The organism is Arthrobacter sp. zg-Y919 (assembly GCF_030142045.1).
Classification (GTDB): domain Bacteria; phylum Actinomycetota; class Actinomycetes; order Actinomycetales; family Micrococcaceae; genus Arthrobacter_B.
Genome location: NZ_CP126242.1, coordinates 2770548 through 2783143 on the forward strand (window position 1 = coordinate 2770548; position 12596 = coordinate 2783143).

Annotated in this window: 12 protein-coding genes; 9 read left to right on the forward strand and 3 right to left on the reverse strand. The window is 66.5% G+C overall.

Annotated features, from left to right (window positions below; genetic code table 11):
- Nucleotides 1–223: 223 nt before the first annotated feature.
- From QNO10_RS13050 to QNO10_RS13090, 9 genes are all read left to right on the forward strand, one after another.
- A complete protein-coding gene (locus tag QNO10_RS13050; RefSeq protein ID WP_229946484.1) occupies nucleotides 224–886 on the forward strand; it encodes a nucleoside/nucleotide kinase family protein in 663 nt (220 codons plus the stop codon).
- Nucleotides 887–1038: 152 nt separating this feature from the next.
- Nucleotides 1039–1956 (forward strand): SMP-30/gluconolactonase/LRE family protein, encoded by a 918-nt coding sequence (locus QNO10_RS13055; protein ID WP_229946482.1) that lies wholly within the window; start codon nucleotides 1039–1041, stop codon nucleotides 1954–1956.
- A 71-nt stretch (nucleotides 1957–2027) separates the two neighbouring features.
- Nucleotides 2028–3104, forward strand: a complete 1077-nt coding sequence (locus QNO10_RS13060; protein WP_229946481.1) for a CdaR family transcriptional regulator — start codon at nucleotides 2028–2030, stop codon at nucleotides 3102–3104.
- 96 nt (nucleotides 3105–3200) lie between these two features.
- The gene (locus tag QNO10_RS13065) at nucleotides 3201–4430 is read left to right on the forward strand and encodes a glycerate kinase (RefSeq protein ID WP_229946478.1); all 1230 of its coding nucleotides are present in this window, start codon (nucleotides 3201–3203) and stop codon (nucleotides 4428–4430) included.
- Between the two features lie 55 nt (nucleotides 4431–4485).
- Nucleotides 4486–5841: a GntP family permease gene (locus QNO10_RS13070; protein ID WP_229946477.1), complete on the forward strand. Its 1356-nt coding sequence runs from the start codon at nucleotides 4486–4488 to the stop codon at nucleotides 5839–5841.
- Nucleotides 5842–5977: 136 nt separating this feature from the next.
- The gene (locus QNO10_RS13075; protein ID WP_229946475.1) at nucleotides 5978–7444 is read left to right on the forward strand and encodes an amino acid permease; all 1467 of its coding nucleotides are present in this window, start codon (nucleotides 5978–5980) and stop codon (nucleotides 7442–7444) included.
- 145 nt (nucleotides 7445–7589) lie between these two features.
- Nucleotides 7590–8003, forward strand: a complete 414-nt coding sequence (locus tag QNO10_RS13080) for a hypothetical protein (RefSeq protein ID WP_229946473.1) — start codon at nucleotides 7590–7592, stop codon at nucleotides 8001–8003.
- 57 nt (nucleotides 8004–8060) lie between these two features.
- Entirely contained in the window at nucleotides 8061–8375 is a 315-nt protein-coding gene (locus QNO10_RS13085) for a hypothetical protein (protein WP_229946470.1), read from the forward strand.
- 101 nt (nucleotides 8376–8476) lie between these two features.
- Entirely contained in the window at nucleotides 8477–9736 is a 1260-nt protein-coding gene (locus tag QNO10_RS13090) for an Nramp family divalent metal transporter (RefSeq protein WP_229946468.1), read from the forward strand.
- Between the two features lie 3 nt (nucleotides 9737–9739).
- Here the strand turns inward: QNO10_RS13090 and trxB are convergent, their stop codons facing one another.
- The 3 genes from trxB to QNO10_RS13105 all read right to left on the reverse strand — a co-directional run bounded on the left by trxB (nucleotide 9740) and on the right by QNO10_RS13105 (nucleotide 12589).
- Nucleotides 9740–10717, reverse strand: a complete 978-nt coding sequence (gene trxB / locus QNO10_RS13095; RefSeq protein ID WP_229946466.1) for a thioredoxin-disulfide reductase — start codon at nucleotides 10715–10717, stop codon at nucleotides 9740–9742.
- Nucleotides 10718–10790: 73 nt separating this feature from the next.
- Nucleotides 10791–11666 carry an ABC transporter permease gene (locus QNO10_RS13100; protein ID WP_229946464.1) on the reverse strand — a complete coding sequence of 292 codons (876 nt, stop codon included), beginning with the start codon at nucleotides 11664–11666 and terminating at the stop codon, nucleotides 10791–10793.
- Complete coding sequence (locus QNO10_RS13105) at nucleotides 11663–12589, reverse strand: ABC transporter ATP-binding protein (protein WP_229946462.1); 927 nt, start codon at nucleotides 12587–12589, stop codon at nucleotides 11663–11665. The genes QNO10_RS13100 and QNO10_RS13105 overlap by 4 nt, the downstream gene beginning before the upstream one ends.
- Nucleotides 12590–12596 lie beyond the last annotated feature (7 nt).

Below are 12596 nucleotides of genomic sequence, written 5' to 3' on the forward strand. Positions count from 1 at the left end.
CTTCAATTGTTCCCCCCGGAATGTTTATTGCCGTTGATAAACGACGGTTCACTGTAACCGTCTCCCGAATACCGGGAACTGACCGGATTCGGCGTTTTGCCTGCCGTCCAAATCGTTATGCCGGAAGGGGTCAGCGGCGGGGTGCTGGCTGCGAAATCGTTGGCGGGGGCCGGCCGGAAGCGTGTAGAACTGAAAGAAAGCCGGCCGCTAAGACGGAGGAAAAGTGAACGGTTCCATTCAGCTTCCCGAAGGGCTGGCCGAGCGGCTCACCGGATTGGCCAGGACGTCGGCCGGGACGGTCGTCGTCGGCGTCGCCGGTGCCCCGGGAGCTGGAAAGACCACCCTGGCCGAAGCACTGGTCCGCGAGTTGAACGGCGGGGTTCCCGACGTCGAGCAGCACCGCTTTGCGCACGTGCCGATGGACGGGTTCCACCTTTCGGACCGGGAGCTGACCCGGCTTGGCCTGTTGAACCGCAAGGGCGCCCCGGAAACCTTCGACGCCTATGGCTATGCCGCACTTCTGGAACGGCTCCGCTCCCCGCGGACCGCGGTGGTCTACGCGCCAGGATTTGAGCGGACCCTGGAGCAGCCGCTGGCCGGAGACATTCCGGTGTTCCCGGCCGCGAAGGTGATCCTGACCGAGGGAAACTACCTGTTGCTGGACCGGCCGGAATGGCAGGAGGTCCGCTCCCGGTGCACCGAGGTCTGGTACTGCGAGCCCGACGAAGAGCTGCGCGTCCGGCGGCTGGTGGAACGGCACGTCCGGTTCGGGAAGTCCCCGGAGGAGGCCGCGGCATGGGTGCGGGACGTGGATGAGGGCAACGCGCGGCTGGTCCAGGAGACGAAGGCACGGGCAGACGTCGTCGTCCGCCCGGCGTGGCACTAGCCGCTCCGGACCGCTCCCGGACCCCCCCTGTCGCGGTCCAACGCCCGGCCCCGGGCTTTGGGCCGCAGTGCAGCCTCGCGTATAAAAGGACGCAGGCCACCCGCGCGAAAAGGCAGGACCCAATGATCAGGCCCTTCAGAAGGAGACACCGCATGGACGCACGCCAGACACTGCTGGAAGACGGAGCCTCGCTGGAGCAGGTGGGTACTGGCGCGGTCTGGGCCGAGGGTCCCATCTGGGTTCCGGAACGCAATGCCGTGCGCTACAGCGACGTACGCTCCAACCGGATCCTGGAATACAGCGAAACCACCGGCGAACTGAGCGTTTACGGCGAGGACATTGAGTTCACCAACGGCCGCGCCCTGGACCCGGACGGCTCCGTGGTCCAGTGCTCGCACGGGCGCCGGGCCATTGAACGCGACCGCAACGGCACCGTGGAAACCCTGGTGGACCGCTTTGGCACCGTCCGGTTCAACTCCCCGAACGACGTCGTCGTGAAGTCCGACGGCACCATCTGGTTCTCGGATCCCTCCTACGGGATCGATAACCCGGCCGAAGGCCACCCCGGTGAACTGGAATACGGCGACCGGTACGTGTTCCGCTTCGACCCCGCCAGCGGTGAGCTGACCGCGGTGATTACCGACATCATGGCCCCCAACGGGCTGGCGTTCTCCCCCGACGAGTCCGTCCTCTACGTCTCCGACACTGCCGAGGACGCCGTCTCCCCCTACGGCCCGGCGCAGTCCGCGGGCAACCCGATCCGCGCGTACGACGTCGTCGGCGGCCGGCAGGCGAAGAACGGCCGGGTCTTCGTGCGCGTTGCCCCCGGCGTACCCGACGGGTTCCGCGTGGATACGGACGGGAACATCTGGTCTTCCGGCGGCGACGGCGTACGCGTCTTCTCGCCGTCCGGTGAACTGCTTGAACACATTCCGGTGCCTGAAACCGTCAGCAACGTCTGCTTCGGCGGACAGGACGGCCGGACCCTGTATATGACGGCCACCTCCAGCCTGTACCGGATCCGCACCACGGCCAGCGACGCCGCGGCGGCCCTTCGGGCTAACCGGTAGCGGCGCGCGAACCGGTAAGGGACGACGGCGGTGCAGACTGGGCAGCCGTTCGCCCGCTTTAGACTGGGGATATGTCAGCGCCGCTAGGCAGTGCATTGGCGCAACGCGTCGTGGACCGCATCTCCCCCACGCTTCACCACAACGTCAACGTCATGGACGCAGCGGGACTCATCATCGCCTCGCGGGACGCCTCCCGCATCGGGACACTGCACGCGGGTGCCCGGGAGGCCGCAGCCACGGGGAAACCCGTCGTCATCCGGCCCTCCGCGGAACGCGACGGCATGCGGGCCGGTGTGAACTGTCCGATTGAACTCGACGGTGCCGTTGTTGGGGTGGTCGGCCTGACCGGCGCCCCCGACGTGGTGATGCCACTGGCGGACGTCGTGGTCCTGACCATCCGGCTGCTGCTCGAGCGCGACCGGGAGATGGACAGTACCGCGTTGCGTGAGGCGCGGGACAGGGAACTGCTCGCGCGCCTGGTCAACGGCGGCTCCCCGTCGGCCTCCCTGGAACAGGAGCTGGCGGCGGGTTCCCCAGCCCTGCCTGGACCGTGGCGACTGGCCGCCGTCCTGGACCGCACCGCCGCAGGTCCGCCCGCCCACCGGCTCCCTGTCCGTTCCGGCCCGGTCGGTGATCTGGTGTCCCGGTCGGGCCGCTACCGTTCGGCTTCGTTCCAGGGTGCCCTCTGGATTCTGCTGCCAGCCCACGACGCCGGAGCGCTCAGCACCGCGGCATCGGATAGCGGCTCGGTGCTGCTGCTGGGCGATGCCTGCACCGGGACGGAGTCGCTTCAATCGGCCGCGAGGTCCCTCGGCCTCCTGGTTGCCCGCCCGGAGATCCTTCCCACGGCATCCGCCGTCCTCCACCTTCGGGAGTTAAGCGCCGAACTTGCCGTGGCCTGCATGCCCCGTGAAACTGCCGGGCACCTGGCCTCCCGCATAGCTGACCTGACCGACACCCAGAGGACAACGCTGTCCGCTTTCCTGGACGCCGGCGGGTCCTTCTCCGAGGTTTCCCGCGTCCTCTACGCACACCGGAACACCGTCATCCAGAGACTCGACCGCATTGCGGAGGTGACGCAGCTGAACCCCCGGAACGCACATCAGGCGTTGACGCTGCGGCTAGGTCTGGTGGCTGCACGTCTATAACCCGTGCGTTATGACCACTAAACAGCTCTGAAAGAGAATACTTAATGGCCATTTTCACCATAGGACTGTGAGTATCAACACTCTAATGTTGACAGAGTGCCAAATTCCCGCCCACCCGTAATTGTCGTCGCGCCCGATTCGTTTAAGGGCAGCGTTTCCGCCGCCGGTGCCGCCGCAGCCATGGCCCGCGGCGCGCGATTGGTGTTCGGAGCGGCTGCCGAGATCGTTGAGCTGCCAATGGCCGACGGCGGCGAGGGGACACTCGACGCACTGCTGGCAACCTGGCACCGCCCGCCGTTGAGCACGGCGACTACCGACGCGCTGGGACGCCCGAAGGCGGCCCGCTACGGCAGCTCTGCAGACGGCCGAGTCGGCATCATCGAAGCCGCCGAGGGAAACGGTCTCCCTGGTGTTTCGGACGTTCCCCTGCAGCCGCTGCGGGCGGACAGCCACGGCGTAGGCACTATCGCCAAGCGGCTTCTGGATGACGGCGCCGAGGAGATCCTGCTGTGCATTGGCGGTTCGGCCAGCACAGACGGCGGAACCGGCCTGCTCACAGCCTTGGGGGCACGCTTTCTGGACGCAGCCGGCAATCCCGCAGCGCCAGGCGGCGGCGGGCTCACCAGTATCTGCTCCGTCGACAAGTCCGGCCTGCATCCGCGTGCGGCCACCGTGCAGTGGAGGATCGCCGTCGACGTGGACAATCCCCTGTGCGGGGAACGAGGAGCGGCGGCGGTTTTCGGGCCACAGAAGGGTGCAGGCCCGGCGGACATCGAGTTGCTTGACGCCGGTCTCGCCAACCTCGCCCGGGTCCTTGCCGACCTCGCTGCAGAAACCCGGCCACCGACGGAGGGCAAGTCCAGCCGTCAGGGCCCACCCTATCTCTCCACCCCCGGTTTCGGTGCTGCCGGCGGCCTGCCGTTGGCGCTGGTGGCCCTGCTCGGAGCAGAAACCGTTCCGGGAGCGCAACTGGTGGCAGACGCGGTCGGTCTCGACGCCGCCTTGGCGCGCGCCGACGTCGTCCTGACCGGTGAAGGCTGCCTGGATACACAGTCGCTGGGCGGCAAAGTGGTAGACGCCGTCCGCCGCCTCGCGCCGGCGTCCGCCCCCGTCCTTGTGGTCGCCGGAACCGTCCAGCTCAGCGCGGCGCAGTGCCGGGAGGCCGGCATCACCGCGGCAGTGTCCATCGCCCGGGGAGCCTCAACGCTCCCCGAACTTACGGCCGCTGCGGACACCCTCATTGAGGACGCCGCCGCCCACATGTGCTCCGTGCTTGCGTTCGACTCCGCCGCACCAAGGAGTTTGGGACTTCACGAAAAGTCGTGATTCCATGATTTGCCCCGTTGATGAACACCGAAGTTTTTCACTTTAAAGGAACCCCATGATTGATCTGCTGATATTGCTGCTGCTGGTGATCGGCATTGTCGCCGTCACCGCGAAGCTGAAAATCTCTCCATTCCTCGCCCTCCTCGCAGCCGCCTTCATCGGGGCATTGGCGTTTCGCCTGCCGGTCGAGGAAATCATCCCGACCATTACGACGGCGTTCGGCAACACCATGGGCAACATCGGCCTGGTGATCCTTTTCGGCACGATGATCGGCGTCATTCTTGAGCGGTCCGGCGGCGCGATTGCCATGGCTGACGCACTGATCAAGGTCCTGGGGACGCGGTTTCCCACCCTGACCATGAGCATCATCGGCTACATCGTGTCCATCCCCGTGTTCTGCGATTCCGGGTACATCATCCTCAACTCGCTTAAGAAAGCCATGGCTGAACGGGCCAAGGTGTCCCTGGTCGCCATGTCGATAGCGTTGATGACCGGCCTGTATGCCACTCACACAATGGTTCCGCCCACTCCGGGCCCGCTGGCCGCCGCGTCCAACCTGAATGTGGTGGACAGCCTGGGCCTGCTGATTGCCCTCGGCCTCGTGGTGGCCGCAATTTCGGCGGGGGCCGCCCTGCTCTTCGCCAACCGGTTCCTGAACAAGGACGTTGAACTGCTGCCCGTTCCCGCCGAAGAGGCGGACGTGAGCTACGAGGATCTGCGGACCCAGTACGGAAAGCTGCCGAGCGCCTTCATGGCCTTCCTGCCGATCCTGCTGCCCATTGCGCTCATCTGCCTGTCCTCGATAGCCAAGCTGCCCGGCGCGCCCATGGGTAGCGGCGGCCTGGCCGCAACCGTGAATTTTGTCGGCACCCCCGTGGTGGCTCTGGCGCTCGGCCTGGGGGCGGCGGTGTTCCTGCTGCGCGGCAAGGGCAAGCTCGAGTCCTTCAATACCCAGATCACGGATTCCATCGTGCTGGCAGCCCCCATCCTGCTGATCACCAGTGCCGGGGCAGCCTTCGGCGGGGTGCTGGGGAAGAGTTCAATCACCACTTTCCTGTCCGACAACCTTGCAACACTGGGTCTTGGCATTGCGGTGCCGTTCGTGATCTCCGCGGCGCTGAAGACCGCGCAGGGGTCCTCCACGGTTGCCATGGTGACGACGTCGGCCATGCTCCTGCCGCTGCTGGAGCCGCTGGGACTGGCCGGTGGTGCAGGTCCCGTCCTCGCGGTGCTCGCCGTCGGTGCCGGTGCCATGGTGGTGTCACACGCCAACGACTCGTACTTCTGGGTGGTCTCCCAGTTCAGCCGCATTCCGACGGCCACCGCGTACCGCACGCTGACACCGGCCACCGCCGTACAGGGCGTTGCCGGCTTTGCAGCGGTATGGGTCCTGAGCCTGCTTCTGCTCTAAGGCTGCCGGTGCCCGGCGGAATAAATAGCCGGCGGGGGTACCCGCCCGGCGGACGCAGGTCCATACTTCTGCGGTAGCTGGTGTCCAGGCACCTTCATTCCCGGCGGCACCGCTGCCGGTACGGATGGGAGCAGATATGTCCACAGCCGCCGGCCGCGGAGGTTCCGTTCTCCGCCGCAAGCCCATCGAGGAGATTGACGAGGAAAAAACCGGGAACAGGCTGTTCAAGAGCCTTGGGCTCTGGCAGCTGACCGCCATCGGGGTAGGCGGCATCATCGGCATCGGCATCTTCACCCTCGCCGGCCTGGTCGCCAACGGCGGCGCCGATGCCTCCCCCGTAGGCCCGGCAGTGCTGATTTCCTTCCTGGTCGCGGGCCTTGCCAGCGCCGCGGCCGCCCTGTCCTACGCCGAGTTCGCCGGGATGGTGCCGCGCGCCGGGTCCGCCTACACCTACGGGTATGTGGCGCTGGGGGAGCTGGTGGGCTGGTTCATCGGCTGGGACCTGCTGCTGGAATACACCGCGATCGTGGCGGTGGTGGCCATCGGCATTTCCGGTTACTTCACCGAGTTCCTGGCCGGATTCGGCATCGACATGCCGGTCTGGATGCAGGGCACCGGAGACACGGTGGAGGGCGGACTGATCAACCTGCCCGCCGCCGTCGTCTGCCTGTTCATCACCTGGATCCTCAGCCGCGGCACCAAGACCTTCGGACGCTTTGAACTGGTGGCGGTGGGCCTGAAAGTACTGCTGATTCTGTTCATCGTGGGGCTGGGGTTCTTCTACGTGAACACGGACAACTACACCCCGTTCCTACCCAGCGGTTTCGGCGCCGTCTTCACCGGTGCCGCCACCGTGTTCTTCGCGGTATTCGGCTACGACGCCATGAGCACGGCCGCCGAGGAAGCCACGGACGGCAAGAAACACATGCCCAAAGCCATCCTGCTCTCCCTGGCCGTGGCGATGGTCCTGTACATCCTCGCCACGCTGGTGCTCACGGGGATGCAGAATTACCGGGACATCAGCCCCACGGCCGGTTTCGCCTCGGCGTTCCAGTCAGTCGGGCTGCCCGTCATTGCCACGGTCATTTCCGCGTTCGCCGTGCTGTCCATCCTCACCGTCATGCTTACCTTCCTCTTGGGCGTCACCCGGGTGTGGTTCTCCATGAGCCGGGACGGACTGCTGCCGGGCTGGTTCTCCGGGACCGATAAGCGCGGAACCCCGCAGCGGGTGACGTGGATTGCCGGCGGCGCTTCAGCCCTGCTGGCCGGTTTCTTCCCCATCCGTGCCGTGGCCGACCTGACCAACATCGGCATCCTCGCTGCCTTCGTGGTGGTCTGCGTGGCGGTGATTGTGCTGCGCTACCGCCAGCCCGACGCTCCCCGCGAATTCCGGCTCCCGCTGATGCCCTGGGTACCGGCGTTCGGGGTGCTGGCCTCCGGGTTCCTGATGCTGCAGCTGCACTGGGAAACCTGGCTGCGCTTCGGCATCTGGCTGGTCATCGGGGTCCTGGTCTACGCGCTCTACGGCTACCGCCATTCGCTGCTCAATCCCAACAGTCCCCGGCACGGACGGATCAGCCCGGCTCCCCAGCCGGAAGGGTAAGCCGGGGACTGGATCAAATGAATGCGGCGGTCAGGAGCAAAGGAATGGGGCGCCGAATGATCTTCCGCTGGGGAAAATACCGGCTATTATCAGCGTTAAGCCTTCCGAATATAAGGGGCTTTCAGCTGGGGAGAAAATAACCGAAATGGGCAATCAGTCTCAGGCCGTGCCTTCTGCACGCGGACGCTCCGCCATGCTTTACCGCCGTGCACGCAGCGGCCTTTTCCTCATTGCCCTCTTCTGGGGATGGATGCTTTTGGGCGCCGCGGATTTCATCGCCGCCCTTTTCGGATCCCCCGCATATGCCGCCCTCGCCGTATTAGCTCTCGGTGCGCTGACGCTTGTTTCCTTGCTTTTCCTGCCGATCTGCATTGCCTACCTGGTGCTCAACCGCCCGCGGGTCCCGGGGCAGGCCGACAGGACGGCATCCCGGTCCCGGGACGCGCACCGCGCACGCCTGGCACCCGTGGTCCGGATGGCCCCACCCCGCGGCACCGCCCGCGGTGCCGCACCGGCCGCACCGGCCGCCCCTGCCAAGCGGCGGGACCTCGCCTCCTAACCGGCCTGCAACACCGTTTCGGCAGGAATGTCAGAGGCGGTTGTCATTGTGGAGGACATGAGTTCCTCCCTGGGCACCCGGATGCCCACCACCCCCGCCGCCCCCGTCACCCATGCCCACTACCGCCGGGAACCCTACGTCCGCTGCCGGACCGGCAACGGCACGGTGGACGGCAAGGCCGTGGCCTGGACGCGCACCGAGGTCCTGCTGCACTGGATTGACGACCACGGCCAGGCCCACAACCGCTGGACACCTGCCTCCACGGTCAGCCGGATTGCCCGGGACGAGTCCGCCTGGCGCGATCCCTACGATGATTTCCGGTTCTATTACTCCCCCTCGCCCGCCGCCGCCGGAGCTGGCCGCGCTGCCTGAAAGCGGCCTGAAAGCCGCCGCCGGCGGGCAATGCTCCCCCGTCATAGGGACTCCCGGAAGAATTGTTAGGCACGCCGAACTTTGAGTGCTAGGTTGCTGTCATGGTACGTACAGTCCCACTCCCAGACACCACCGCGCGCCCGGTAAGCAGGCCCCGCAATATCCTGTGGCTCCTCGGCCCCGCGCTCGTGGCGGGAGTCGCGTACCTGGATCCGGGCAACGTAGCCAGCAACATGACCGCCGGAGCCAAGTTTGGGTACCTGCTGGTCTGGGTGGTGGTGACCGGCAACGTCATGGCGTGGCTGATCCAGTACCTTTCGGCCAAGCTCGGCCTGGTCACCGGCCGCAGCCTGCCCGAACTCCTGGGCGAACGCATCGGACGGAAACCGGCCCGGCGGCTGTACTGGCTGCAGGCCGAACTCGTGGCGATGGCCACCGACGTCGCGGAGGTGATCGGCGGCGCCGTCGCACTCTGGCTGCTCTTCGACCTGCCGCTCTTCCTGGGCGGAATCATCACCGGCGGCATCTCCATGGTGGTGCTGCAGCTGCAGAACAGCGGCCGGCACCGGAGCTTCGAGTACGTCATCGTCACGCTGATGCTGGTGATCGCCGTCGGTTTCACCGCGGGCGTGTTCCTGAACCCGCCCGACGCCGGTTCGGTTGCCCAGGGTCTGCTGCCGCGGTTCGAGGGCAGCGAATCGGTGCTGCTGGCCGCCTCCATCCTGGGTGCCACCGTGATGCCGCACGCCATTTACGCCCACTCCGCCCTGACCCGGGACCGCTTCCCCCGCCGCACGGCCACCCTCACCACTCCCCGGCTGATCAAGGCCACCAAGTGGGACGTGACCATTGCCCTGGCTGTCGCCGGTACCGTGAACCTGGCCATCCTGCTGCTCGCCGCCGGTTCGCTGCAGGGCGTGGAGGGCACGGACACCCTGGAGGGCGCGCACGCGGCCATCTCCGCGTCGCTGGGCGGGGTGGTGGCCACCCTGTTCGCCGTCGGGCTGCTGGCCTCCGGGCTCGCCTCGACGTCGGTGGGCGCCTACGCCGGGGCCGAGATCATGCAGGGCCTGCTGAAGGTGCGCATCCCCATGCTGCTGCGCCGGCTGATCACCCTGATTCCCGCCCTGGCGATCCTCGCCGTCGGGATCGATCCCACGTGGGCGCTGATCCTCAGCCAGGTCATCCTGTCCTTCGGCATTCCCTTTGCCCTGATTCCGCTGGTCTGGCTGACCGCGCAGCGGGACCTGATGGGCGTCCACCGCAACCGCTGGTGGACCACCGGCCTGGGTGTGCTGGTCTCGGTGCTGCTGGTGGGGCTGAACATCACCCTGCTGGTGCTGACCTTCACCGGCGCCTGACCGCTACCCGTTCAGCACACCCTCCACCAGTGCGGTGGCGATGCTGTCCGCGTCCGCCTGCGCGGCCAGGTACCGTTCGGCATCCAGGGCGGCGGAACAGCCGGTGCCGGCCGCGGTGATCGCCTGCCGGTAGCGGTGGTCCACCGCGTCGCCGCATGCAAACACCCCGTCCAGGTTGGTCTGGGTGCTGGGGGCGGCCACTTTGATGTACCCCTCCGCGTCCAAATCCACCTGTCCGGCCAGCAGATCCGTCCGCGGGGCATGGCCAATGGCTACGAAGATCCCCTGCACCGGAAGTTCGCGGGTAGTACCCGTGACGGTGTCCGTCAGCGTCATCCCGGTGACCTTGTCCGTTCCGTGGATCGCGGTGACCTCGTTGTTGAACTCGAACCGGATCTTGGCGTGGTCGCGGGCGCGCTGGGCCATGATCCGTGAGGCGCGCAGGGCGTCCCGGCGGACGACGACGGTGACCGAGTCCGCGAAGCGGGTCAGGAACAGCGCTTCCTCCATCGCCGAGTCCCCGCCTCCGACCACCGCGATGTCCCGGTTCCGGAAGAAAAACCCGTCACAGGTGGCACACCAGGAAATACCCCGGCCGTTGAGCTGTTTTTCCTCCGGCAGTCCCAGCTCCTTGTACACGGACCCGGTGGCGAGGATGACGCTGCGGGCCTTGTAGCTGTTCCCGCCGCCGGTGGCCACGCGCTTCGTGTGGGCACCCAGGTCCACCGACACGACGTCGTCGTACTCCACCAGGGCACCGAACTTTTCCGCCTGCCGGCGCAGGTTCTCCATCAGGTCGGGCCCCAGGATGCCGTCCGGGAACCCCGGGAAGTTCTCCACCTCGGTGGTGTTCATCAGGGCGCCGCCCGCGGTGACGGAGCCGGCGAGGATGCGCGGTTTCATGCCGGCCCGGGCGGCGTAGACCCCTGCGGTGTAACCGGCCGGACCGGAGCCGATGATGAGGACGGAATCGGTGCCCATCTGGTCTTCCCTTCGACGGCGGTTCTTCCAGTCTGGCGGGCGGCAGGCCAGCGTCGGTAGACCGGGTGCGTCTTTAGCGGATGCGGGAGCGTATCCGCAGCGCCGCCAGCGCAGTCAGGACCACCACCATGGCTGCGAGCACAAACACCACGTAACCGGTGGGCACCACCCAGTCCCCCACCCTCGCGGTGATCCCGAAGATGTCCTGTACTACGGCCGCCGCTTCGGGCACGTCGGTCACGGTGTCCATGGGTCCGGCGGTCATTTCCTGGCGTATCACCATGGAGGACTGCATAAAGGGCAGCGCACTCACAAAATTCCGCACCCCTTCGGGAAAGGCTCCGACCGGAACATAGGACCCGGCGGCGAAGCCCAGGACCGTGCCCACCACCGTGGACATGGCGGCAAAGGCGCCGGGCGTACGGACATAGGTCACCGCGAAGGCGCTCAGTGCACCGAATGCCGCGCAGCTGAGGACCACGTAGCCGTACGTGCGGGCGAGCTGCCCGCCGGTGAGGGCCACGCCGTCGACCAGGCCGAGGTAAACCAGGCTGGCCACCATCACCAGGGTCGTCATGATCAGCGAGATAGCGATGATGGAAAGCAGGTACCCGAGCACCAGCTGGCCGCGGCTGATTGGAGAAACCAGGAAGTCCCGGAAACGGTCGGTGGCCGTGTCATCCACCACCACGTTCGCGGCGGCCAGGCCCGTGGTGATGGTGGTGATCCCAACGATTCCGGCGAACATCCAGCTGTCCACCAACCCCTTGACCTCCGCCCTGGTGGCCTGCGGAAAGGATTCGGAAAGGCTCTCGACCTGCTGGTTGCCAAGGAACAGCGTGTAGAGCAGGAACAGGACCAATACGGCAATCAGGGAAAAGAACACATTGAGCCGGTCGCGGAAATACAGGCGCAGGTTACGGCCGGTGAGGTCCATAACTATGTTCATGCCGCTTCCCCCTGCCGGCCGGTCAGGGCCAGGAAAACGTCGTCCATGGTCCCGTGGCGGAATTCGAAGTCGAGCACACTGTCGCCGTGCGCGGCGAGGAGCCGGCGGGCAGTGTCGGACCGGTCCACCCGCAGCCGGAGCACGTTGCGGTCCGAACCGACGACGGCGACTCCGGCGTCGTCGGCCAGGCCGGCCAGCGCCTGCGGATCGGCGGAGGTGATGGAGAGGATACTGCTGCTGTATTCGGCCCGCAGGGTGGTGGGCGTGCCGTCCGCGATGATCCGCCCCTTCTCAATCACGCAGACCCGGTCGGCTTCCTCGGTCTCCTCCATGTAGTGGGTGGTCAGGAAGACGGTGAGGCCGTGGTTTTCGCGCAGGTCGTGGATGGTGGACCAGACAACTGCGCGGCTGGCCGGGTCCAGGCCGGCGGTGGGTTCATCCAGGAAGATGATCGACGGCGAGTGCAGCAGCGCCCGGGCGATATCCACCCGGCGTCGTTCCCCGCCGGAATAGGTGGCATAGCGCCGGTCGAGGAAGTCCCCGAGGCCAATCATGCGGCCCAGCTCGTTAATACGTGCATTATTGGCAGCTTTGTCCGGGGAGTAGAACCGTGCCCGGGTTTGCAGGTTTTCCCTTCCGGTGAGGATGGGGTCCAGCAGGGAATCCTGGAACACCACACCGATGGCTTCACGGACCCCGTTGCCGCTGCTGCCCACATCATGTCCCGCGACGGTAACCGTGCCGGCGTCGGGCGGCAGGACGGTGGTCAGGCAGGAAATGGTCGTGGACTTCCCCGCCCCGTTGGCCCCCAGGAAGGCGAACACGCTGCCGGACTGCACCTCGAAGGACAGATCGTCGACGGCGGTCACGCGGCCGAACCGTTTGGTCAATCCCCGGACGGAAATAGCAGTTTCCGCAGTCACCTATCGA

What these genes read in the sequence shown, in the direction of transcription:
- QNO10_RS13060 (WP_229946481.1), top strand. Translation starts at nt 2,028, where the DNA reads ATGTCAGCGCCGCTAGGCAGTGCATTGGCGCAACGCGTCGTGGACCGC.
- QNO10_RS13070 (WP_229946477.1), top strand. Translation starts at nt 4,486, where the DNA reads ATGATTGATCTGCTGATATTGCTGCTGCTGGTGATCGGCATTGTCGCC.
- QNO10_RS13100 (WP_229946464.1), bottom strand. Translation starts at nt 11,666, where the DNA reads ATGAACATAGTTATGGACCTCACCGGCCGTAACCTGCGCCTGTATTTC.
- QNO10_RS13090 (WP_229946468.1), top strand. Translation starts at nt 8,477, where the DNA reads ATGGTACGTACAGTCCCACTCCCAGACACCACCGCGCGCCCGGTAAGC.
- QNO10_RS13080 (WP_229946473.1), top strand. Translation starts at nt 7,590, where the DNA reads ATGGGCAATCAGTCTCAGGCCGTGCCTTCTGCACGCGGACGCTCCGCC.
- trxB (WP_229946466.1), bottom strand. Translation starts at nt 10,717, where the DNA reads ATGGGCACCGATTCCGTCCTCATCATCGGCTCCGGTCCGGCCGGTTAC.
- QNO10_RS13075 (WP_229946475.1), top strand. Translation starts at nt 5,978, where the DNA reads ATGTCCACAGCCGCCGGCCGCGGAGGTTCCGTTCTCCGCCGCAAGCCC.
- QNO10_RS13085 (WP_229946470.1), top strand. Translation starts at nt 8,061, where the DNA reads ATGAGTTCCTCCCTGGGCACCCGGATGCCCACCACCCCCGCCGCCCCC.
- QNO10_RS13055 (WP_229946482.1), top strand. Translation starts at nt 1,039, where the DNA reads ATGGACGCACGCCAGACACTGCTGGAAGACGGAGCCTCGCTGGAGCAG.